19 protein-coding genes and 1 pseudogene are annotated in these 22938 nt (G+C 68.8%); 12 read left to right on the plus strand and 8 right to left on the minus strand.

What is annotated here, in order from left to right; all coding sequences use genetic code 11:
* Positions 1-282 precede the first annotated feature (282 nt).
* Positions 283-921 (minus strand): TetR/AcrR family transcriptional regulator, encoded by a 639-nt coding sequence (locus tag ACH4SP_RS11290; RefSeq protein WP_398413064.1) that lies wholly within the window; start codon positions 919-921, stop codon positions 283-285.
* Positions 922-1075: 154 nt separating this feature from the next.
* Between ACH4SP_RS11290 and ACH4SP_RS11295 the strand changes: the two genes are divergently transcribed.
* Positions 1076-1945 carry an SDR family NAD(P)-dependent oxidoreductase gene (locus ACH4SP_RS11295; RefSeq protein WP_398413067.1) on the plus strand — a complete coding sequence of 290 codons (870 nt, stop codon included), beginning with the start codon at positions 1076-1078 and terminating at the stop codon, positions 1943-1945.
* On the opposite strand, the gene ACH4SP_RS11300 is transcribed toward ACH4SP_RS11295, so the two are convergent.
* Complete coding sequence (locus ACH4SP_RS11300; RefSeq protein WP_398413069.1) at positions 1942-2886, minus strand: helix-turn-helix transcriptional regulator; 945 nt, start codon at positions 2884-2886, stop codon at positions 1942-1944. The genes ACH4SP_RS11295 and ACH4SP_RS11300 overlap by 4 nt on opposite strands.
* A gap of 205 nt (positions 2887-3091) precedes the next feature.
* On the opposite strand from ACH4SP_RS11300, the gene ACH4SP_RS11305 reads away from it, so the two are divergent.
* Positions 3092-3943: an oxidoreductase gene (locus ACH4SP_RS11305; protein ID WP_398413072.1), complete on the plus strand. Its 852-nt coding sequence runs from the start codon at positions 3092-3094 to the stop codon at positions 3941-3943.
* Positions 3944-4075: 132 nt separating this feature from the next.
* On the plus strand, positions 4076-4441 hold the full coding sequence (locus tag ACH4SP_RS11310; RefSeq protein ID WP_398413074.1) for a hypothetical protein: 366 nt from the start codon (positions 4076-4078) through the stop codon (positions 4439-4441).
* A gap of 390 nt (positions 4442-4831) precedes the next feature.
* Here the strand turns inward: ACH4SP_RS11310 and ACH4SP_RS11315 are convergent, their stop codons facing one another.
* The gene (locus ACH4SP_RS11315; protein ID WP_398413076.1) at positions 4832-5242 is read right to left on the minus strand and encodes a winged helix-turn-helix transcriptional regulator; all 411 of its coding nucleotides are present in this window, start codon (positions 5240-5242) and stop codon (positions 4832-4834) included.
* 100 nt (positions 5243-5342) lie between these two features.
* On the opposite strand from ACH4SP_RS11315, the gene ACH4SP_RS11320 reads away from it, so the two are divergent.
* On the plus strand, positions 5343-6200 hold the full coding sequence (locus ACH4SP_RS11320; protein ID WP_398413077.1) for an alpha/beta fold hydrolase: 858 nt from the start codon (positions 5343-5345) through the stop codon (positions 6198-6200).
* A 192-nt stretch (positions 6201-6392) separates the two neighbouring features.
* Here the strand turns inward: ACH4SP_RS11320 and ACH4SP_RS11325 are convergent, their stop codons facing one another.
* Both ACH4SP_RS11325 and ACH4SP_RS11330 read right to left on the minus strand, forming a co-directional pair.
* Positions 6393-7247 (minus strand): methyltransferase domain-containing protein, encoded by an 855-nt coding sequence (locus tag ACH4SP_RS11325; protein ID WP_398413080.1) that lies wholly within the window; start codon positions 7245-7247, stop codon positions 6393-6395.
* Between the two features lie 386 nt (positions 7248-7633).
* A pseudogene (locus ACH4SP_RS11330) lies at positions 7634-7810 on the minus strand (transposase); the annotation flags it as partial.
* A gap of 91 nt (positions 7811-7901) precedes the next feature.
* On the opposite strand from ACH4SP_RS11330, the gene ACH4SP_RS11335 reads away from it, so the two are divergent.
* Positions 7902-8459 carry a DinB family protein gene (locus ACH4SP_RS11335; protein ID WP_398413082.1) on the plus strand — a complete coding sequence of 186 codons (558 nt, stop codon included), beginning with the start codon at positions 7902-7904 and terminating at the stop codon, positions 8457-8459.
* Here the strand turns inward: ACH4SP_RS11335 and ACH4SP_RS11340 are convergent.
* Positions 8456-8629 carry a transposase gene (locus tag ACH4SP_RS11340; RefSeq protein ID WP_398413085.1) on the minus strand — a complete coding sequence of 58 codons (174 nt, stop codon included), beginning with the start codon at positions 8627-8629 and terminating at the stop codon, positions 8456-8458. The genes ACH4SP_RS11335 and ACH4SP_RS11340 overlap by 4 nt on opposite strands.
* 329 nt (positions 8630-8958) lie before the next feature.
* Between ACH4SP_RS11340 and ACH4SP_RS11345 the strand changes: the two genes are divergently transcribed.
* Positions 8959-12678, plus strand: a complete 3720-nt coding sequence (locus ACH4SP_RS11345) for a helix-turn-helix domain-containing protein (RefSeq protein ID WP_398413088.1) — start codon at positions 8959-8961, stop codon at positions 12676-12678.
* Positions 12679-12882: 204 nt separating this feature from the next.
* Here the strand turns inward: ACH4SP_RS11345 and ACH4SP_RS11350 are convergent, their stop codons facing one another.
* Positions 12883-13428 (minus strand): hypothetical protein, encoded by a 546-nt coding sequence (locus ACH4SP_RS11350; RefSeq protein WP_398413090.1) that lies wholly within the window; start codon positions 13426-13428, stop codon positions 12883-12885.
* 1119 nt (positions 13429-14547) lie between these two features.
* Between ACH4SP_RS11350 and ACH4SP_RS11355 the strand changes: the two genes are divergently transcribed.
* From ACH4SP_RS11355 to ACH4SP_RS11380, 6 genes are all read left to right on the plus strand, one after another.
* Positions 14548-15276, plus strand: a complete 729-nt coding sequence (locus tag ACH4SP_RS11355) for a flavodoxin family protein (RefSeq protein ID WP_398413092.1) — start codon at positions 14548-14550, stop codon at positions 15274-15276.
* Positions 15277-15636: 360 nt separating this feature from the next.
* The gene (locus ACH4SP_RS11360; protein ID WP_398413094.1) at positions 15637-16410 is read left to right on the plus strand and encodes a glycosyltransferase family 2 protein; all 774 of its coding nucleotides are present in this window, start codon (positions 15637-15639) and stop codon (positions 16408-16410) included.
* Between the two features lie 634 nt (positions 16411-17044).
* On the plus strand, positions 17045-18241 hold the full coding sequence (locus ACH4SP_RS11365) for a radical SAM protein (RefSeq protein WP_398413097.1): 1197 nt from the start codon (positions 17045-17047) through the stop codon (positions 18239-18241).
* A gap of 437 nt (positions 18242-18678) precedes the next feature.
* Positions 18679-18840, plus strand: a complete 162-nt coding sequence (locus ACH4SP_RS11370; protein ID WP_398413099.1) for a hypothetical protein — start codon at positions 18679-18681, stop codon at positions 18838-18840.
* A gap of 4 nt (positions 18841-18844) precedes the next feature.
* Entirely contained in the window at positions 18845-20743 is a 1899-nt protein-coding gene (locus ACH4SP_RS11375; protein WP_398413102.1) for a RiPP maturation radical SAM C-methyltransferase, read from the plus strand.
* 1 nt (position 20744) lies between these two features.
* A complete protein-coding gene (locus ACH4SP_RS11380) occupies positions 20745-21374 on the plus strand; it encodes a DUF5825 family protein (RefSeq protein WP_398413104.1) in 630 nt (209 codons plus the stop codon).
* 49 nt (positions 21375-21423) lie between these two features.
* Here the strand turns inward: ACH4SP_RS11380 and ACH4SP_RS11385 are convergent, their stop codons facing one another.
* Complete coding sequence (locus ACH4SP_RS11385) at positions 21424-22791, minus strand: cytochrome P450 (RefSeq protein WP_398413106.1); 1368 nt, start codon at positions 22789-22791, stop codon at positions 21424-21426.
* Positions 22792-22938: the final 147 nt, after the last annotated feature.

A 22938-nucleotide genomic window follows, 5' to 3' on the forward strand; every position in this document is an offset into this window, starting at 1 on the left:
GACAATGCGGTCGGACTTCACCGCCCGCCCGAGCGTGGAGTGATGTCCACACACTGGGCGCCTTCGTCATGGAGTTCGGCTTCCGTGCAGCGGCCGGCTCCGCCTCGACCTCTCCGCCGCCAGGCGGGGCAGCGGTCGGCGCCGAGCGGGCGCCGGAGCGGTGTCCGGGTCGGGGCCCAAGCGCCGTACGGCGCACGCTGGACGAAGACCTTCCCCGATCCCCGGCTCTGCGCGGCCGTGGTCGACTGCCTCACCTTGAACGGCGCGATCATCTGGTCGGAGTCAGACCGCTCCTTCAGGGCTGGGCAGCGGTCCCTGACCCGGGTGGACACGGAGCCCGTCGAGAACAATCGCCAGATAGCGTCGCCACATCTCGGACGGATGCTCGCCGGACAGTGCCAGGACGGCATCGATCATCGCGGCAATCGGAGCGATGTCGGCCTCGGTGACGCCGGCGCGCAGTGCGCCTTCACCTCGGGCCCGCTCCACGAGGTGCTTGCAGTGCGACATGATCTCCCGCCGGGCTCGGGCGAGGCCGACGGCCTCGACGGTGCCCTGGCGCATCAGTTCGCGCAGCCCGCGGTTGTGTGCGGCCCGCGCCAGGGCCCTCTCAAGGAATCGGGCCAAGGCGTCGAAGGCGTCATCCTCGCCCCGGGCCTCCTGGGCCATCGCTGCGATCTCGGCGAGCTCTTCGCCGAAGACGGCTTCCGCGAGCGTCTGCTTGTCGGGGTACTTCCGATAGACGGTGCCGACTCCAAGACCGGCGTGATGCGCGACATCGTTGAGGGTGGCCTGAAGGCCGCGTGCGGCGAAGACCTCCCGCCCGGCCTGGAGGATGCGCTGACGATTGAGTTCCGCGTCCCGCCTCAGCGGGCGTCCGCCTCTCGCAGCGGCTTCCTCGCCCTCCGGCTGACTGCCCATGAACAACTCCTTGCACCGAACCGACCGAACCGGATAGAGCATATCCGGTTCCATGGTACGGTCCCACCTAAGCGGATATCGGATATCCACATAGTGATTCCGTGGCGCCGGGCTGCGCATCCTGCACCCGAGGCCGCAGGAGAGGGAGCCAGGGATGCAGACCGTGGTCATCACCGGGGGAACCGACGGGCTTGGCAAGGGACTTGCCCTGTACTACCTGCACCAAGGAGCGCGCGTGCTGGCCGTCGGCAGCACTCCTGCCAAGGGCGAAGCACTTCTGGCGGAGGCGGCGGCCATCTCTGCCGTCGACCGCATTGACTTCCTGCAGGCCGACCTGACGTCGGTCCCAGCGGCCAAGGCGCTCGTCGCCCGCATAGAGAGCGCCTGCTCCTCGGTGGACAAGCTCGTCCTGTGCGCTCAGCGGTACCGTCTCTTCGGCCCCCGCACGGTCACCGGTGAAGGGTTCGAGTACAGCTTCGCTCTCGCCTACCTGAGCCGATTCATCCTGAGCCACGGTCTGCGCAACATGATGGAGAGCGCGCAGCAACCCGTCATCATGAACGTCGGAACCCCCGGCATTCCTCTGGGCCGGATCCACTGGGACGACCTGCAACTCGCACGACGCTACGGCGGCACGAAGGCCACTCTGCAGTCCTTCCGGGCCAACGATCTGCTCGGTGTGGCCTTCGCCGCCGTGCACGCCGACACCCGGATCCACTACATCGGCTACAACCCCGGTGTTGTGGCGACCGGTATGCCGAACCACCTTCCGCGGCCACTCCGCACCTTCGCCAAGGCGTCCTTCGCCGTGCTCGCCGACTCCGTGGCAAAGGCCGTAGCCCCGATGGCCCAACTTCTGGACGGACCGCCGGGCGAAGGATTCACCGCCTACCGCGGCACGCGCCAACTCCCCCTGAAGGGAGGGGCGTTCGATGAGGATGCCGCACTGCGTCTGCACCGTCTCACCCAGGACCTGCTGCATGACCGCACGGGCACAGAATCCGGTGTGCGTCGGGGGCGCTAGGTCTGGCTGCGTCCTATGACCCGTCCCGGGCCGGTACGGCCGTCCGCTCCTCGCGGGCCGGTGGGCGTCTCATGATCTGCGTGCTGCCCGTGCGAGGTGTCGGGCTGCCGTATCCATGCGGCCAGTAGCCGAAGCGCCTCTTCGGAGCTGGAGGCTGCCTCGGCGGTGTAGACACTCAGCCGCTGGTCCGGGTCGGCGGGCAGGGTGAGGGACTCGTAGTGGAGGGTGAGCGGGCCGACGATCGGGTGGTGGAAGTGCTTGCTGCCGTGCGTGTGGCGATACACGTTCTGGTCGGCCCACCAGCGGCGGAAGTCCTCGTCCCTGATCGAGAGTTCGCCGACGAGCTCGGCAAGCAGCGGATCGTGGGGATGGCGCCCGGCGTCGCGCCGGAGCGAGGCGACGATGTCCTGGGCGTGGGTGTCCCAGTGGGTGTACAGCGAGCGTGCGGTCTCGTCGCAGAACATGAACCGCACCAGGTTCCGCTCACGGTGCGGCAGCGCGTCGAAGTCGGTGAGCAGCGCACGCGCCATCTGGTTGGACGCGAGCACGTCCAGCCGCCGCCCCAGCACGAGGGCGGGGGTGTGATCGAGGATCCGGAGCAGGTCGCGCAGCCCCGGGCGGACCGGCTGCGGACGCGTCGCCGTGCGGCGGGGCCTGCCCGCGGCGGGCTTGGCGAGCTGGAACAGATGGGTGCGTTCGACGGGATCGAGACGCAGCGCGCGGGCGAGGGCGTCCAGCACGGACTCGGAGACGTTCAGCCGGCGTCCGCGTTCCATGCGTACGTAGTAGTCGACGCTCACGCCCGCCAGTTGCGCGATCTCTTCGCGGCGCAGTCCTGGCACTCGCCGCGAGCCGCCGTCGTCGGACAGGCCCGCCTGGCGCGGGGTGATCCGTGCCCGCCGAGAGCGGAGAAACTCGCCGAGAGCTGTGTTGCGGTCCATGCCGTTCACGATAGGGCTCAAGATCACCCCGACGGCCCGCGAAGGGGGGACTGGCATTCCCCCGGTCCGGCTGTCCCCGGGGAGAAGCGGACCCCCTGGAAGCCGATCAGCGGCCGGTTCCGGTGCTGAAGTGGAACGTGTCGAGACCGGTCGGGGCCGCACCGCCCGGGTCGGCTTCTGTTCGCATCGTACGAAGGGAACTCCTGTGTCGGACCTCAAGACATTCCTGATCACCGGCGTCAGCACCGGCCTGGGCCGCGCACTCGCGCGTGGGGCCCTGGCCGCGGGCCACCGGGTGGTGGGCACGGTCCGTACGCCCGCCGACGCACGGGCCTTTGAAGCGCTTGCCGGTGACGCGCACGGCCGCATCCTGGACGTGACCGACCATGCCGCGGTGGACACGGTCGTGGACGAGGTCGAGCGCGACCTGGGCCCGGTCGACGTACTCGTCGCCAACGCCGGGTACGGCCATGAAGGCCTCTTCGAGGAGTCGTCGATGGATGACCTCCGCCGTCAGTTCGAGGTGAACGTCTACGGAACCGTGGCGGTGATCAAGGCCGTGCTGCCGCACATGCGGAAGCGCCGTGCGGGCCACATCCTCGCCGTCACCTCGATGGGCGGGCTGGTCACCATGCCGGGCCTCAGCCTTTACCACGGCAGCAAGTTCGCGGTGGAGGGCATCCTGGAATCGCTCGGCAAGGAGGTCGCCGATTTCGGCATCCGTGTCACCGCCGTCGAGCCGGGCAGTTTCCGGACCGACTGGTCCGGCCGCTCGATGATCCGCGCGCCCCGTGCGATCGCCGACTACGACGAGCTGTTCGAGCCGCTGCGTGCCCGGCGCATCCACGGCGGCGGGCTCCAGCCGGGCGACCCGGACAAGGCCGCGGCCGCGGTGCTGCGCATCGTGGCGGCCGACCAGCCGCCGACTCGCCTGCTGCTCGGCACCGACGCGCTTCGGCTCGTCCGGGCAGGACGCGAGGACTTCGAGCGCGACATGCTGGCATGGGCCGAGCTGTCGGCCTCCACCGACTTCGACGACGTCGGCCGGCCTGCCTGACGTCACTGGCCGTCGGGGCCCCAGCGCGGGGCCTCGACGGCGACCGGGCCGCGCGCGGCCTCGTTGCGGGCGGTGTGCTCGTGCGGCTGGGCGGATGCCCCGCACACCCTGGACTGGGAGGAGTTCGGGCGGGTGCCGCTGTGTGAAGCCGGGGCGCTGGTGGCAGAGGACTGCCGGGAGGACCAGGACCGTCACATTGTCCAGGTGGCGGCGTCGACGGCGGTCATGCCCGAGGAGCTGACCGCGCTGGTGGAGCAGGTCGAGCTCGAAGTCGGACGTCTCAGCGGGGGAGTCCCCGGTCGCCGTGCTCAAGCTGGCCCTGAAGCTGGAGGCCATCGCGGCCACCGTGGGCCGCGAAGCCGCGTACGCCGCGGTGGAGAAGTCGCGTACGTCGCGGTGGAGAAGTCGCCGGAGGACGTCGCGGCCGGGCTCGGCGTCACCCCGGACGCGGCCCAGGAGCTCATGGCCCGCTTCGGACGGTGGACCATGTACCGCTGACCTGCCCCGCCCGCCGTGCAGACCACCGCGTACGCGGTGGACGTGGGGCGGTTGGGACGTATTCTCACGCAGGATGTTCGGGACGCATGGAGAACCATCCTTGAACTCTGGCCGATCGCGCGACCGCCGCCCTCAACGCGGACACGGGGGTAGGGCCCGAAACGCTGCTTCCTCTGCAAAGTGCCTGCGAACCACGCACGACAAGGACCTCGACAAGGACCTCGACAAGGACCTCGACAATCCTCATTGTCGCTGGGCAGAGGCAATTTCCGCTTCGTGATCAGGATCCGGACAGCCCGCCGCGCGAAAGGCCGAAGCTAAGAGGCAGCGCGGGGACGCCGACTGCATCGCGTACCCGAGCGACCAGTACCGGACGCGGAACCGGCCTGCCTATCCCTCGTCGGCCTCCTGGTCGTTGGCTTCGTTGGCGCGGTCGATCTCGGCCATGTGCTCCTCCGCCCAGGTCCGCAGCCCCGCAAGCGCGGTTTCCAGGGACAGTCCGAGTCCGGTGAGTCCGTAGAAGACCCGCGGCGGCACGGTCGGTTCGACCCGGCGTGACACCAGCCCGTCGCGGGTCAGGCTTCGCAGCGTCACGGACAGCATCTTCTGCGAGACGCCGGGCATCCGGCGTCTCAGCTCCGCGAAGCGCACCTCGTCCGGTGCGGCATCGGCGAGCGTCTTGACGGCCATGGACGTCCACTTCGTACCGATGCGGTCCAGCAGTTGCCGTGTCGGGCACTGGGGATCGAACAGATCGCCGCGTACTCCACGACCGGCGGGCCGGGCTCCCGGGGTGGTCACCTGTGGCTCACCACCTTTCCTGAAAGTGCCGTCTAGGAAGCGGCCGGGCAGTTACCTATCGTTTGGTGGTCACCGATGGTAACCAGTTGGAGGAGCCGTCATGCCCGCCACCACCGCACACCAACTGCGCCGCATCGCGACGAACGGGGTCCAGCTCAACGTCGCAATCGCCGGGGAAGGACCTGCGGTTCTCCTGCTGCACGGCTTCCCGCACACCTGGCGACTCTGGAGCGGCATCATGGGGCAACTGGCCGGGCAGTACCGGGTCATCGCCCCGGACCTGCGAGGCTTCGGTGCCAGTGCGCGTGCCGTCGAGGGGTACGACGCAGGCACCCTTGCCGCCGACGCCGAAGGGCTGCTCGACGCACTCGACGAGCCCTCCGCAGCGGTGGTCGGCATCGACGCGGGCACTGCACCCGCCGTCCTGCTCGCGCTGCGCCGGCCCGGCCGCGTCCGGCGCCTGGTCGTGATGGAAGCACTGCTCGGCCGCCTGCCCGGAGCAGAACACCTCGTCGCGGGCGGCGCCCCGTGGTGGTTCGGCTTCCACGCCGTCCCCGGCCTCGCCGAGACCGTCCTGGCCGGCAACGAGGCCCCGTACATCGACTTCTTCCTCGACTCGGGGACGCTCGGGCGAGGAGTACCCGACGACATCCGCGCGGCCTTCGTCCACGCGTACACCGGGAGCGAGGCCCTGCGCTGCGCGTTCTCCTACTACCGGGCCCTGCCCACCAGCGCACAGCAGCTCCAGGACGCCGCCGCGACGACCCGGCTGACCATGCCCACCATGGCCGTCGGCTCTCACCCCGTCGGCACCGGACTTGAGCGCCAACTCCGTCCCATCGCCGATGACCTGGTCGGACACCACCTCCAGGACTGCGGCCACATCATCCCCCTCGACCGCCCCGACGCACTGTTCGCGCTCCTTGCTCCCTTCCTGGCCGCCGATCTGCCGAAGTGAGCCGACGCGGGACCGAAGGATCACGACCGGCGGCCCGGACGTTCGCGTCGGCCGCGGATCGCTGTGACCTGAGCCTGTTCCACAGCAGAGGTCCTCCACCGTGCCTGTCCGTGCAACCTCTAAGCCCCATATCCCCGGCCTGGAGGCGGCCGATCTCACTGGACTCTGACCGGCCGGCCGATGGGACGACTGTCAGTGCGCGGTGACCGAATACGCGGCGAGCGCGCGGTTGTCGCGCGGCTTGGCGATGGCCCGAAGAACGTCGACCTGGCTCAGGACGAGTTGTCGTACCGCCTCGGGCAGTGTGGCCAGACGCTCCTCTGTTACGGCCAGGTTGAGGCAAGCAGCGATTTCCCAGTCACCGTCCTGAAGCTCTTCGGTATCGACCGACCCGCTGCCGTCGGCCGTCCAGCCGGCCTCGGGCAGGAGACGCAGCATCCCCTCACGGGAGAAGGGCGTGCGGACGTTGCCCTGACCATGCGACCCTGCGGCCTCGATCTGCCCCTGGATCAGCACGGCGAGAAGGTGCGCCAGCTGGTCACCAGAGGCAGGCGTCAAGTCCCACTCGGTGAACCACAGTTGCCGCGCCCACGGCCGTACCCGGGCCAGTGTGTCTCGAAGTTGTCCAAGCGATGCGAAATACCAGGAACAGTGTGCGAGCACCACGTGGTCAAACGCCCTTTCGGGGAAGTCCACTGATGGGTCGAGGACGTCGGTGCCGAAGCGGAAGTCGATGCGCGGCCCGAGGGGGCCCGCCGCGAGCCGGGCTTCCGATTCCCCGAGCGTCACCGGCGCCCCGTAGGAGGGCTCGGCCACGTCGACGGCCACCACGCGCCCTTCGGGCCCAACCGCCTCTGCCAGGACGGCGGTCATGTCGCCCTGGCCGCAGCCCAGTTCGAGGACGGTTGAACCTGGCGCGATGTCCCAGCCCGCCACGAGCGCGGCGCGGTGGCGGGTCTGGGACAGCTGGCTGTCCGGGCTGTGATCGGCGGCGGCCATGCCGGCGGCGAGCGAGGGGGCCTTGGCGCGAAGGTCGGAGAGATTCACAGAGTCCTTGGTGATGCTCGACGGGGCGGTGGTGGCCGATGGTATGAGACGCGGGGGGCAGCACACCTCATATTTCCGGGGCATCCTGTGATGCCGCAGCCCGAGCAGATGAGAAGCACGCGGTCGGCAGCCGGGCTCTGCACGACTGCCTGCCCGCGCACCTCTGGCGGATCCTGGTGGCCACCGCCGGTGACCCCGGGTCCGGCACGGGAGCGCTGACCGGGAAGATACGGTTGCTGATGCGGGAGGACGTCCCGCCCGTAGGCCTTGAGCCGTCCGAACAGACCCACACGGTCAGCCGGTTCATGCCGCGGCGGCTGTCGCTCGCCGGACTGGACGACATCGTGCACTTCGGCAGAATCGTCCACTTCGGCAAAGAGGTGGTGGGGCGGGAAGCCGTGCGGCAGCAGCCGCCAGGAACAGTCGGCCCGTACCCAGTACGCCAGGGCGTCAATGATCTCCCGGCGTGGGTGCTTCGGCGGTCGCCCGCCCTCTTCCGGTGGCGGCACAAGCGGCGCCGGCACCGCCCACTCCTCAATGGCTGGGGTTATGGCGGTACGCAGTCGAAGCCGGTCCTGGCGAGGAAGCCCTCGGTGAGGGCGGGGTGATCTTGTTCCTGGAACGATGTCAGAGCGGCTGGTTAAGCTCCCGATCATGAGCGAATCAACTCCCCAGTCACCCCCGTCCGCGACCACTTCTGAGGCGGAGTCCCTGAGTTCGGTGCTTGAGCGCAACCGACGGACCTTTGCCTGGAAGACGTCCGGGCTCGATGAGGCCGGGCTGCGGGCGACCACGGCCGCCAGTTCGATGACGCTCGGTGGCCTCGTCAAGCACATGGCTCTGGTCGAAGCGGACTGGCTGGCCGTGAAGCTGGCCGGCCGCGAGTACGGGGCCCCGTGGGACGCTGTGGACTTCGACGCCGGCCCCGACTGGGAGTGGCGGACCGGGGCGCTGGACTCTCCGGAAGACGTCCATGCAGTGTGGCGCGCCGCGGTCGAACGGTCGCGGGAACTCGTGGCCGAGGTCATCAAGGAGCGCGGACTCGACGGACCGGCGTCGTTCACCTGGCCGGAAGGTCGCACACCCAGCGTTCGCGACATGCTCTTGGACATGATCGAGGAGTACGCACGACACACAGGCCACGCCGACGTTCTCCGCGAGGCGGTGGACGGCCGCGTCGGCGAGAACGCACCCAAGGACTTCACCATCTAGAGATCCTCAAGGGCGGTGGGTTGGTCAGCGGGCTGATGCCGTGCCTGGCGAGGTTGGCCAAGGATCGTTCGAGGTGGGGACCAGACGGCCTCAACCGGGTTGAGTTCGGGGGCATGTGGCGGGAGTTGACAGACAGTCAGCCACTCGCGGGCAGCGATCAGTTGTCGCATCGCGCGGCCGACGACGGGGTGCGGTGCAGATCAGCGCGGCCAGCGAGATCCGCTCGGTGTCGGCCGCGGTCGCCGCCACCACCGGTGTGTGCCCGCGCCGGACCCCAGTCCGGCCCTTGGGCGGCCTCAGTCCCTGGCCGGACTCATCCCGGATGACGCCGAACCGGCGACGGATCACCTCGGCGATCCGCGCCGGCGTCCAGCATTGATCCTCACGCTCCCGGGACGTGGAGAGCGCCTCCCGGATGGCTGGAGCGTTGCTTGTCGTGGTCGTTGGGGGGCTCGTAGCCTGACGGCAGTTGATCATCCGGATGGTCGGGGGGACCGGGATGGGGCGTCAGGAGAAGGCTGTTGATCCGGCTGCGGGGCCGGTCCAGCAGTTCGCGTCCGAGTTGCGGAAACTTCGTCAGGAGGCCGGGGGTCTGCCGTACCGGCAGATGGCGAAGGGTGTCGGCTACTCGGTGACCGCGCTGTCCCAGGCGGCCGCCGGGGCGAGGCTCCCGTCCCTGCCGGTGGCCATGGCCTACGCACAGGCCTGTGGCGGCGACGCCGAAGAGTGGGAGCAGCGTTGGTGTACTGCGGCACAGCAGGAAGCAGACCACATGCCCGCTGCCGCGGAAGACGACGCTTCTTCGCCGTACCGTGGCTTGTCCCGCTTCGAACCCGGCGATGAGAAGCTCTTCTTCGGCCGCGATCACATCACCGCCGAGCTGGTGGAGCTGGTGGGCCGTCACCGGTTCACCATGCTCTTCGGCCCGTCCGGCAGCGGCAAGTCCTCCCTGCTGCGCGCGGGTCTCATTCCCCGCCTGGCCGACCCCACTGACCAGCGGTTGTGTCCGGCAGCTCTGCGGATCCTCACACCGGGCGCGCATCCCCTGCGCATCCATTCGCGGGTACTGACTCCGGCAGAAGCCGACGGGGACACCTGGCTGATCGTGGATCAGTTCGAAGAGCTCTTCACCCTCTGCCACGACCTCGACGAGCGTGCCGAGTTCATCGCCACCCTGCTGTCCGCGCAGGCCCCGGAGAGCCGGCTGCGTGTCGTCGTGGGCGTACGCGCGGACTTCTACGGCCGGTGCCTGGAACACGAGGGCCTGGCCTCGGTCGTCCGCGAAGCGAGCCTGCCCGTCAGTCCGATGACGTCGGCCGAACTGCGCGAAGCGATCATCAAACCGGCTGCCGCAGCGGGGCTGATCGTGGAGCGGGCGCTGACCGCTCGCCTCGTCGAGGAGGTGAGCGCGGAGCCGGGTGGACTGCCTCTGCTCTCCCACGCCCTGCTGGAGACCTGGCACCGGCGCCGCGGTCGTACGCTCACACTTGAGGCGTACGGGGCCGCAGGAGGTATCCGGGGCGCCATCGCGCAGTCCGCCGAGCAGTTGTACACACGGCTCACCCCGCAAGAGGCCGGCCACGCGCGACGCGTCCTGCTCCGGCTGATCACCCCGGGTGACGGCACCCAGGACACCCGGCGCCCCATCGACAGCGGGGAGCTGGACTTCGCGGACCCCGACGACATCAGCCGCGTACTGACGGCACTGGCAGCCGCCCGGCTGATCACCCTGGACTCCGGCATCGTCGACCTCGCGCACGAAGCACTGATCACCGCGTGGCCCCGGCTGCACGCCTGGATCGACGAGGAACGCGACCGACTGCGCACCCAGCGCCTCCTGACCGAAGCGGCCCGCACCTGGGACGCACTCTCTCAGGACTCGGGTGCCCTCTACCGCGGCGTCCGGCTGGCCGCCGCCGAGGAACTCCTGGACGAGCCGGGCCAACTCACCTCCCTGGAACGCTCTTTCGTGTCCGCCGGCCGGGCCGCCCGTGCCCGCGAACAGCACAGACGGCAGTGGCTGCTCGTCACTCTGACCGGATTGGTCGTCCTGGCCCTGGTGGCCGGAGGGATCGCCTGGCAGCAGAGCCGCACCAGCGACCGGCAGCGCCAGGAGGCGGAAGCGCGGCGCATCGCCGCGGTCGCCACCGGTATGCGTTCCTCCGATCCGATCACGGCGATGCGGCTGAGCCTCGCGTCCTGGAAGCTCGCGGACACCACCGAGACACGTTCCGCCCTCATGGGCGCCATGACACAGAAGGAGCAGGGCACGTTCCGTATCCCTGGGATCGACACTGAGGAGAGGAACCACCATCTGATCGACAACGGCCGCCGACTCGTCTCCGTCGGCAACGACCGCATCCGGGTGTGGGACTTGCCGACCGGCCGCCAGATCGCCACGTACCGCGGTGTCGGAGACCAGAAACCGTTGGGGCAGGTGCTGTTCAGCAGTGACGGCCGCACTCTCGCCATGAGTGTCGAGGACGGGGTCCGCCTGTGGGACGTCCGTGCCGGGCGTGCCCTGGGCACCTTGCCCGAAGTGACGCCGTCGAGCTGGACGTTCAGCTCCTCCGGGCGTCTTCTGGCCATCGACGGGCAGGATACCGAAAGCGTCGACGAGGACAACTTGGAGCGCCCGCTCGACGGGCTGACGGAGATCTGGGACGTCACCAGCCGCCGTACGCTCCTGCGCCTCACCGACCCCGGCGGCCGGGCACCCGTATCGAGTATGGCGATGAGCCCGGACGACGGCCGGCTTGCGGTGTGCCGGGAGCAGCGCCCGCTGGAGGTGTGGGACATCCGTAAGAAGCGGCGGATCACCTCGAAGACCAAGGTCACTTGCGGTGACGGGCAGGTCCGGTTCACTCCGGACGGCCGCAGGCTGGTCCTGGCGACCGGCACGGGCCTCCAGGTGTGGGACGTGGCCTCCGGCAAGGAGCACGCCCGGATCGGGGCCACCGAGATCGCGACCATGTACATGAGCGCGGACGGTGCGTTCGTCGCTGCCACGGTGGAGAGCGAGATCCTCGTGTGGCGCCTTTCCGCACCGGACACCCCGGTGTTCCGCTACCCGCTGGTCAACGAGTGGCCCGGCCAGCTGGCCATCGATGTGGAGAACGCCACGCTCCGGTTCGTCAACGCAGGGGGAAGTGCCGTCCGGACGCTCGGGCTGGGACGGGCGACGGACAAGCGGTGGCAGCAACACCCGTTGGCCGCAGGCACGTTGAGTGCGGACGGCGAGGTGCTGGCGGCCGTCCGCGAGCGCGGCTCCCCGAGCCTGGACCTGGTCGAGACGCGCACCGGCCGAACCCGCGGTACAGGGCTCGGCAAGCCTTGCCCGAAGAGATCCGAGGAGTGTTTCGATCATGTGGCGTTCAGTGCGGACGGTCGCCTTGTCGCCCATGCTCGCGGCTGGGGCAACTGGGCACCGGATGACCCGTCGCCTGTACGGATCACTGTGGGGGACGTCCCGACGGGGCGCGTCCGTACACACGTCGACGTACCCGGCGCGGGGCTGAAAGGTATGGCGTTCGGCCCTGACGGCAACACCCTGATCGTGTTCCGCACCTCCATGGAGCACTCGCTCGAATTCTGGGACATCGCACAGGGGAAGCGGACGAAGACGCTGCTGTCACACTCCAGCAGCCGGTTCGTGGCCCGCGACGACGGGAAGAAGCTGGTGTCCGACGGCGGTGATGTGGTGGACCTGCCCTCGGGAAAGGTGACACGGCGAGTCCTGACCTCCGACACGATCGGGGCGCTGGCCTTCAGCCCCGACGGGACGTACCTGGCCGTGGGGGACGAGGCGGGTGGCCTCACCCTGTGGGACGGGGAGGTGCGCAAGCAGGTCGGGGCGCTGCCGGGGATCTACTCGGGTACCAAGAGCGGTCGGCCCGAGATCCTGTCCGCTCTGGCCTTCTCCGCCGACAGTCGTTTGCTCGCGGTCGCCGGTGACAACGGCACGGTCCACGTCTGGGACGTGGCCTCAAGCCAACTGCTCGGCTCCGCGCTGCCCGGGGCAGGTGACGTGATCACCTCGCTGGCGTTCAGTGCCGACGGTCGGAACCTGTACGCCGCCGGATGGCACGTGCCCCTCCAGAAGCACGACATCGACCCGGCGTCCCTGGCCGTTCAGGTATGCCGCAGGGCCGGATCCGGCCTCTCCCGGGCCGACTGGGCGACGTACCTGCCCGGCATGGAGTACCGCGACGTCTGCTGAAGAGGGATGCCTGGGCCGTACGGGGCCGGTGGGCGGAAGTGCCCGCCGAGCCACTGCCTCGCCCGGGGCGTCGGCATCGTGATGTGCCTGTGCCCCGGTCCGTGGTGAGGGCCGGGGCACAGACGGAGGTGCGGGGGAGCAGCGCCAGGTCCGGCGAGCTGTCGCTCAGCTACTGGCACCGGCCCGATGATGGTGCTTTTGCAGTCAGGGCTTGCACCGGTACCAAGTCGTCCACTTGGTGTCGGTCCAGTGGGAGCAGTACGCCTTGCCGTTGGTGCCGATGACGGCCACGCGAGGCTTGTAGTAGCCGATCATCTTGACCTTGGGGTAGCCGCGAACGATCTTGGCCCTGCCACCGTTGGGCATCTCGTACCACTTCGTGACGCCCGACCACGCGTGGTAGATCCTCTGGTTGGTGGCGACGACGAACCATTCGTTGCGGCCGTTGGGGTACCTCACCTTGGCAGTCGCGGTGCCCTTGGCCTTGTAGCCGACGACGGCCCCGTACCTGCCGTAGGGGAACTTGACCTTGGTGCGGGCAGGCGCTGCCTCGACAGCCCCAGAGCCCTGGGGCGCCTCCGCGATCACGGCAGCCTTCCCGGCATCGGCGACAAGCGCCTGCACCGTCGCCGTCGGGGAGGTCCGGGTGGGCTGGGAGCCGGTGAGCGCGCCGGCTGTGGGCGGCACGGCGAGTCCTGCGCCGAGGACGGCTGTGGTCGCCGCGAGGGCGATCTTCCTACGTGTATTCATGGCCGAGCATCCTCCTTGGGTGTGTGGGTGTACTCCCGGCCCGCTGTCTGTGTTCTGACTGGCTTTCCCGGGAGGCCGGGCGGACGAGGACTCGAAGCTCCTCATCCGTGCGCCGGCAATCGGCGCACTCCGCGACCCAGTTCCGGCGACAGCGGTTCCGGGGCTTGCACCAGTGATTTCAACGGTGTGACGGATGTTCAGCAGCCCGTTCTTGTGCCGCTGAACAAAAAGATGCGGGAGGGCAGTGGGTCCGGGGGCTCATGGAGGCCTGCGTGGAAGCAGACGTGATGCACGAGCCTGGCGGCCCCGGCGATGAAGCCCTGGCCGACGGCGATCAGATCGCTGAACTCCATCGCCCGGCCAGGGAACGACCTGCTCGCCTTCTTGCTCGTAGTGGCCGAAGGCCTGGTCGCGGTCCTCCTCGAACTCGTCCTCTTCGAGGAGCTCCCTGTTCGAACTGGGCCTCGTTCCCCCGCTCCCCAGCCAGCGGGTCGCGCATCGCCACCGACCCGGGAAGCACCGCGGCCGACGTCACGGCGCAGCTCGGCCACCCGACCCGCACCGCCCGCTACGCCACCGCGATCTGCGTGGTCGCCACCGACAACCTCTCCACCGACAACCTCTCCATCGGCGTCGTCGGCTCCCTCACCGACATGGTCATCTTCGCCAAGCGCGCCGCCCACCTCGCCGCAGTCACCCCGCACCTCGCCCCTCCGCACCCCGCATCCCGCACCTCGCCCCCGACGGCGGCAGCGCCCTCCACACGGTCACCGGGGAACTGTTCTTCGCCGCATCCAACGACCTCTACGGCCCGTTCCAGTACGCCACCGATCCCGACCAGGCCGACTCGCTCCGAGCTTCCCGCCACGTTGTACGCAAGGCCCTGACGGCCTGCTCTCCGCCACCGCCGTGCACGAGGCACGGTCTGAGGTTCTCCCGGAAGCTCAACCGGATCAGCGGCACCGCCCGCCTCTCCCGCATTCGGACCTCCACCCGGAATCCGCATCCTGACGTCCGTCCCGGTGCACGACGCCCGTGCGCGGAAGAAGATGCGTAGGTACGTCACAGTCGGCGAGCACCGTCCGTTCGTCGAGCGATCTCCCACGCCAAGGAGGCCACATGTCCGCTGAACACGGTGTTCCCCCCGCTCGCTACGACGACCTCCGAGCCCTGTTCATCAACTGCACTCTCAAACGCTCCCCGGACGTCAGCAACACACAGGGACTGGTTGACATCAGCAAGTCGATCATGGCCAAGCACGGGGTCCAGGTGGATGAGTTCCGCGCCGTCGATCATGACATCGCGGTGGGGGTACGCCCCGACATGCGCGAGTACGGAGCGGCCACGGACGAGTGGCCGGCCCTCTACGAGCGGGTCGCGGCCGCCGACATCCTGGTACTCGCGGGCCCCATCTGGCTCGGTGACAACAGCTCGGTCATGAAGCACGTCATCGAGCGCCTCTACGGAGTTTCGGGCGTACTCAACGACCGCGGTCAGTATGCGTACTACGGCGGCGTGGGCGGCTGTCTCATCACGGGGAACGAGGACGGCATCAAGCACTGCGCCATGAACATCCTCTACAGCCTTCAGCACCTCGGCTATACGATCCCGCCGCAGGCCGACGCCGGGTGGATCGGCGAGGCCGGACCGGGGCCGAACTACCTCGACCCCGGATCAGGCGGCCCGGACAACGACTTCACCAACCGCAACACCACCTTCATGACGTGGAACCTCCTCCACCTGGCGCGCCTCCTCAAGGACGCGGGCGGTATTCCGGCCTACGGCAACCAACGTTCCGAGTGGGAGGCGGGCTGCCGCTTCGACTTCGAGAACCCCGAGTACCGCTGAGAAGGCGACCCCGTGCGACGTGGTTCCCGTGCGGGGTCGCCCAGATGCGCAGGCGCTTCCTGCCCACGCGTACGGCCCCACCCGGAACGCAGGCTCACACGGTGCAGCTGGCGTACACGTCCTTCCAACGGGCGAACCCGGCGCCGGGAAACCCCGTCGCAGGAGGGCCCCGGGCCGCTGCGGACCATCCGGCCGAGCGCCGTGTTGTGCACCGATTCCCGCGGGCGGCTGCCGGGGCAAGGGACCGGTCTGGGGAGGCAGCGTGCAGCCCTGACCGGCGACGGCTGTCCGCATGGCAGTTCCTCCTCGATTGCGGTGCTTGAATGGACCGTCGTTCCTGGTCCGGCAAGGAGAAGCGCTGTGCCCCTGGTGTCTGTCGTCATGCCCGTGTACAACTCGCAGGCGACCCTCGGCGCAGCCGTCCGGTCGGTGCTCACGCAGACCCACAGTGATCTGGAGCTGCTGGTCACCGACGACCAGTCCTCCGACGGCTCCATGGACCTGCTCCGCGAGTTCGCCGAGCAGGACGAGCGCGTCCTGCCGGAGTCGGCACCCGAACAGGGCGGTGCGGGCCGGGCCCGCAACCTCGCGATGGAGCGGGCCCGCGGGGACTACATCGCCTTTCTCGACAGCGATGACATGTGGCTCCCGGAGAAGACCGAGAAGCAGCTCGCCTTCGCCAAGGAGGGCTCTGCACCCTTGACGTACACCTCGTACTTCAAGATGAACGCCGACTACGACGGCGAAAGCACCGACTGGGTCCCGAACGGGCGGGTGATCCGTGCGCGGGAGCACGTGGACTACCGCGCGATGCTGGTCCAGGACCACATCGGCGCTCTCACCGCCATGTACGACCGCACTGTCCTGGGCACGAGGCTGATGCCGGAGATGCGCAAGCGCCAGGACTACGCCCTCTGGCTGTCGATCATGCGGGACGGCGCTGACGCCCGGGGCCTGGCCGAGCCGCTCGCGGTGTACAGGGCCCACCAGGCAGGATCGCTGTCCTCCAACAAGCTCTCGCTCGTGCAGCACAACTGGTCCCTGTACCGCGAGCACGAGCATCTGTCGGTCCCGCGGGCGGCGCGGGCGCTGGCCGGCGCTGTGCGGCAGTCGCTGCGCAACTCGCGCATCTGACGGACTGCCGCCAAGCGGTTTCCGCGAAGTTCCGACTCGCGATGATCGCCCCGATGGTCCGCCGCCTCACCGGCGAATCGGACGGCCAGGGGCTTGTGTTCCGGTGAGCGGAAAAGAACTTGGAGCGGGGCTTTTCACGCGCGCATCGTGAGCGTAGGAAGGCGGCTCAGTGAGCGGCTTCCCTGATCCCGTCGCTGCCCAGTCATGTGCACGCGACGTTCTCTGGTCGAAGTATCGAAGGTGCGTACGTTCGAGATTCATCGATTGCCGGAGGGAGGGAACAGCATGCAGATCGAGGTATTTGAGCGCGCGTCCGAAGCGGGTGCGGTGGTGTGCGGGGCAGGTTACGGGGGGCTTTAGCAGGAGCAGACGCCGGACTTCTGTCTCGGAGGGAGGGAACAACATGCAGATCGAAGTCTTCGAGCGCGCGTCCGAAGCAGGTGCGGTGGTGTGCGGGCTGGGTTACGGGGGCCGTTAGCAGCCGCCCCGCCCGAGGTGTGCACCTGTCTCACTGGGCTGGCGGACAACCACTGCCGCCAGCCCACCCGTACGTCAACGGAAGGGCACCGAGCCGATCAGTGCGGCAATTCGGCAATGCGCTCGGGCATGTTTCCCGGGTAAGGAGGAATTATCCATGCGCATTATCAAAGGGGAGGGCTGTTACTGGGCTGTGGGCAGCCACAGCGTCGCCAGGCTCCCCAGCACGGCGGTGGACGCAGACGGCGCCCTCGTCGAGGAGGCCCGCGAACTGCTGCTGAATTCCGGAATTGGCCGGGACCGCGACTCAGGCGTCTACCACGTGACCGTACTGATCACCACCAAGTGCAATCTCGCGTGTTCCTATTGCTTCCAGAACACGGAGATACCGCTGGCGGGTGTCAAGGGAATTCCCGTACGGATCGCCGGTACGACCCTGGACGATGCCCGTATCGGTGACATCCTCTCCTTCGTCCAGCGGCAAATGCAGCATTACGCAGCGCAGGAACTGGACGTGATGCTCTTCGGTGGCGAGCCGACCCTGCACATGGACCTGTGCCTGCGGTTGCTCACAGGAGCGCAACGCCTCGGTCCCGTCACCGCCTCCATGATTTCCAACGGCACGCTCTTCACCGTGGCGGACATGCGCCGGCTCGAAGAGGCCGGTCTGCGGTCTGTGCAGGTCACGTTCGACGGTGACGCCGGCACGCACGACCGTTCACGGATCACCATCGGCGGACACGGCACCTTCGACAGGATCATGCGCAACCTGCAGGCCGTCTCCGAGCACACCGAGATCGCCTGGCAGCTGCGGGTCAATCTGACGGCGGAGTCGATCGTCGGCGCGGACGCGCTGATCGACCGCCTCCGCGCCCGGCTGGATCCCGTGAAGTGCGCCTTGTCCTTCGCGCTCGTCAATGACCCCGGCCTCGGCTACGCCGACGCGATGGCACACTCACCGGCCCTGGCCCGGCGCGTCGGTGCACTGTACGAGCACGCTGTCGACGCGGGGTTCGCGGTGCCGGTACCCAGCACGGCTGCGTGCATGGCCTGTGGGGAGGTGGGCGGGCGCGGCGGTGCGGTGGTCAACGCGAACGGAGCACTTTACAGCTGCTGGGAATCCGCAGGGCGTGACGGAATGGAGGTGGGCACGGTGACCGAGGGGTACCTGTCGGAGGAACTCGTCGTCTCCCGCTGGGTGGCCTGCGAGTACAACGCCCGTGAGAGGACGGATCCGGAGGCCGAGCGTGCCTATCGCGACACCCTCGACGCCCTCGTCCTGGACAGCCTCTACCGCAGGAGGCGGCTCGGAGCGGCAGCTGCCCACCGGGCGGCCGGGATGAAGACGGCCTGAGGTGCCGCGCACCATGCGGAACCTGCGGCGGCTGATCACTGCCAGAACGTGCTCGCTGCGCGGGGACCCGGCCGTCCCCATCGCCGTCCCCTTCACTGTCCTGGATGTCCTGGATGTCCTGGGCGTCCAGGACATCCAGGACAGGGGCCCGACGGCGGTCAGGATCGCCCTGGGATCCCAGTTCACGGAGGTGCTCGTCCTCCTCACCGTCGGAGGGGTGCACAGCGACCGCTTCGCGCCCCATCGCGTGACGGTCGCCTCCGGCTCCGTGTCCGCGCTCGTCCGGACAGCCGTCGCGGTACTGCTCGCCACGGGCAGGACGAGCGTGCTCCTGCGGGCCTCACGTGCCGGCCTCACGTGCTGGCCTCACGGATGTTCGCCACGGGAGCCGCCTCCGCCTTCCCCGGCCGGCCCCCCAAGCCCCGGTGCCTCAAATCGTGGAGCGTGACGCGCTCCAGGCCGCCCACGCCCGTCTGGGCGCGGCCGCCGCCGCGGGACCGATCCTGCCCGTGCCCGTCCTGCTCCTGAAGGACGTCCGGGCGCCACTGAGCACAGCCAACGCACAGCACACCGTCCTGTCACCGACACCTCCGAGGTAGCGTGATGCGCGTCGTTCTCGTCAACATGCCCTGGGCCTCGGCCGAGGTGCCCTCCCTGGCGCTGGGCATCCTCAAACGGGCCGTCACCGCCGCCCTGCCCGAAGTGACCGTCGAAGTGCTGTACGCCAACCTCGACTTCGTCGACTGGATCTGCGGCCGCCGGTCCTTCACCGCCGACGACTACCAGTTCTTCTCCCACGGCTCCTACTTCGACGGCGCCGGCGACTGGGTCTTCTCCTCCGCCCTGTACGACGCCCCTCAATGGCGTGCGGAGGAATTCACCGCCGCCAAGAAGGACCGGCTGCCCGGCGACCGCATCGATCTGTGCCACGAACTGCACGCTGTCGTACCGGACTTCATCGACGGCCTCGCCGCCCGGATCTGCGCGGGACCGGCCCCGGACGTGGTGGGCTTCACCACCACCTTCCAGCAGAACACCGCATCACTGGCCGCGGCCCGTAGCATCAAGCGTCTGTCCCCACGCACACTCACCGTCTTCGGCGGCGCCAACTGCGACGGGGCGCAAGGCGAGGCGCTTCACCGCAACTTCCCCTTCGTGGACTATGTCCTGCGCGGCGAAAGCGAAGTCTCCTTCCCCAGGCTGCTCGACGCCCTCAAGCACAGCAGGGCGACCGACGGCATACCGGGGCTGTGCCACCGTTCGGCCGACAGCTCATCGAAGTCGACCCCCATGGCCGCCGAGCCGTTGCCGCCCGCCGCGGTGCCCGGTCCCGACTACGACGGCTACTTCGAACGGGTCGCTGCCTCCCAGGCACGGCACTGGTCCGACCCCCAACTGGTCCTCGAAGCCTCCCGGGGCTGCTGGTGGGGAGAGAAGCACCACTGCACGTTCTGCGGACTGAACGGATCCTTCATGCAGTTCCGCAGCAAACGCCCCGAGGTCTTCTTCGACGAGATCACCGACCTCGTCGCCCGGCACCGCGTCCTGGACGTCGTCGTGGTGGACAACATCCTGGACATGGGCTACCTCACCTCGCTCCTGCCCCGCATCAGCGCCAGCGGCTACGACCTGCGCCTGCACTACGAGATCAAGTCCAACCTGCGGCGCGAACAGCTGCGCGTCCTCGCCGATGCCGGGCTGCTCCGTGTCCAGCCCGGCATCGAAAGCCTCAACAGCCACGTCCTGAAGCTGATGGACAAGGGCGTCACCGCCTGCCAGAACGTCCGCATGCTCCGCGACGCCGCCACCGTCGGACTCGTCCCCGAGTGGAACTACCTCTACGGCTTCCCCGGTGAGACCGAGGCGCACTACGAGCCGGTCGTCACCCAACTGCCCGCGCTGCACCACCTCACCCCGGCCGAATCCGTCGGCCGGATCGCCATCGAGCGGTTCAGCCCCTACTTCGACCGCCCCGAACTCGGCTTCGCCGATCTTCGCCCCGACACCCAGTACGAACTCATCTACGATCTGCCTCCCGCGGAACTCATGGACTTCGCCTACCTCTTCGAAGCCACACCGCAGGGCATCAGCGAGCAGACGGCCGACGCCCTGCGCGCCGCCATGCGGGAATGGGAGGATGCCTGGTCCTCCAGCCATCTCGACCACGTCGATCTGGGCAGCCGCGTGGTCCTGACCAACAAGCGCCGCCACTTCGACTGGAGCGTGCACCAACTCCGGACCCCTCTGGAGGTGAAGCTCTTCCATCTCCTCGACCAGCCGCGCACCACCGCCTCCCTCGAACGCCGGACCGGAGCCGGCTCTCGGGAAATCTCCGCGCTGCTCGCCCAATGGCGGGAGCTGGGCCTGCTGTTCACCGACGACGAGCACGTCGTGCACGTCGTGCCCGCCGCCACCAATCAGGAGCTCCTGCGTCTGGAACCCGAACGCCTGCAGAGCGGCGGGCCCTGGCCCACGCCCGCGATCACCGGAAGGAACGAATGACATGGTGCAGTGCGTCCTGCGGCGGCATTACGCAGCCGACACCGCCGAGCTGCCCGGTATGGGCCTCGGCACGCTCACCGTCGACGCCACCGGTTCGGCCGGCGCCGCGCGCGACGCGTACGAGAGCGGAGCCCGGCATGCCCTGCTGCGGCAACCCGTCGACCTCGACGGAGACGATCCTGCGAGCACGGTCGCCGCCCTGGTCCTCGTACGAGACCTGACCAGCTACGGCATGGTCGTCGACTGGCGGCTCGTCCACGGCGACGCCACAGCGACCTGGCGCCGGCTCGCCCACCTCCACCCGCCCCGTGAGCTGCTCGCCCCGGGAGGCGAGGACGCCTTGAGCCAGTGGCGTGCGAGCCACTGCATCGGGAAGTGCTTCCACCGCAACGGCCCCGGCTTCGTCCAGGTCCGCGATTGGCGCACCGGCCAGTTGCGCAGGATCACCATCGACGAACCACGCCACAGGGCGGCCGTGTCCCCACTCCTCGAAGGCGCCCTTGCCCAGGACATCGACCAGGAGGTACTGGCCGACTACACGGCCGCCGGGCTGGTGGACATGCTGGGTGCCCACGCGTGGTGGATGCCGTACCAGGTACGACGGTGGCCGCAGTCGCACACCGCGGTGTGACCCTTCCCCCCCGCATTGTCGGCAGCTCCCACGTCATCGGCGGGGCACGTCATCGGCGGGGCAGAGGGTGCAGAGGACGCTCGATAGCGCGAAGGCGCAGCGCGGCGGGGGTGAGTGAGGTGTGCGCGACGGGCCTCACCTCGGCATCCGACAGTGCGGACAGCTGCCAGCGGCTGCTGAAGGTCGCCAGGGCCAAGGCGGCCAAGGCCATGCCGTACTGGTCGCCGATGCATTTACGGGGGCCCAGCCCAAAGGGGATGAACGCGTGGCGGGGTGGCTGCGGGCAGTGTGCGCTGTCCCAGCGGTCGGGGTCGAAGCGCTCGGGGTCCGGGTAGACGTCGCTCTGACGGTGCAGGAGGTAAGGGCTGAGCATGATGGCCGACCCGGCCGGGATGGCATGACCGGACAGTGTGGTCTCTGCGGTCACCTCGCGGGTGACCATCCATACCGGCGGATAGAGCCGCAGCGTTTCGCGCATCACGCGGTTGAGGAACGGAAGCCGGTCCAGATCGTCCAGGCACGCGGGGGAGGAGCCGGCCAGGACGGAGTCGACCTCGGCGTGCAGGCGCTGTTCGATCTCTGGGTGGCGGGAGAGCAGGTACAGCGTCCACGACAGGATGTTGGCCATGGTCTCGGACCCGGCGGCGAAGAAGGTGATGAGCTGGTCACTGATCTCGGCGTCGGCCAGGGCGCTCTCGCTGCCGTCGTCGGCGGTGTCCCGTGCAGACAGCATGGCCGACAGCAGGTCTCCGTAGTCCTTCCCGGCCTGCCGTTGACCGGCGATGACCGTCTGCAGGTTGCGGCGCAGGCGCTGGCCGGCCGCGTGATAGCGGCGGTTGCCGACGGTGGGCAGACGGTTGAGAGCCGGGGGCAGCATGGTCCGGCGGTGGATGGCGCGCAGGATGGTGCGGAGGTCGTCGATCGCGTCCTGGGCCGTCTGCGGGTCAAGGGCGCTGGAGAACAGGTTCTGCAGCAGTGCCCTCATGGACAAGGTGAGCATGAGCGGGGGTACGTCGATGACCTGGCCGTCGTGCCAGCCGTCGCTGACCGCGGTGGCCCGGGAGACCATCGTCCGGGCGTACCCGGGCAGACGCGAGGGGTGGAAGGACGGCTGGATCAGCCGCCGCTGGCGGCGGTGCACGTGGTGGGGGCAGGTGACCAGCCCGTTGCCGATGGTTTCACGAATGCGGTCGTACCAGGGGCCGCCCTTGTCGCAGATGTCGTCCGCGAGCAGCAGCTGACGGGTCAGTTCCCGGTCACAGACCACGGTGACCTTCATGGTCCCCAGCTGGATGTCGACCAGATCGCCCTGGGCCGGAAGGGACGACAGGAACCTGAGGGGATCGCGCAGCATGCGCGGAGCATGCCCGGCGAACGGCAGTGTGCCGAGGGCGGAGGGTGTCGTGCGGGTTGTCATGAATCTCCTTGGGACAGTCAGGCGTTCGGTGGTCTCCGGTGGTCTCCGGTGGGTGTCCGGTGGTCTCCGGTGGTGTCCGGAAAACCCGGCGCCGTGGACCGGTCGGTGACCGCACAGCACGCGCTCTCCCCTCACATGCGGCAACTA

Source organism: Streptomyces sp. NPDC021093 (genome assembly GCF_044333135.1).
GTDB lineage: Bacteria > Actinomycetota > Actinomycetes > Streptomycetales > Streptomycetaceae > Streptomyces.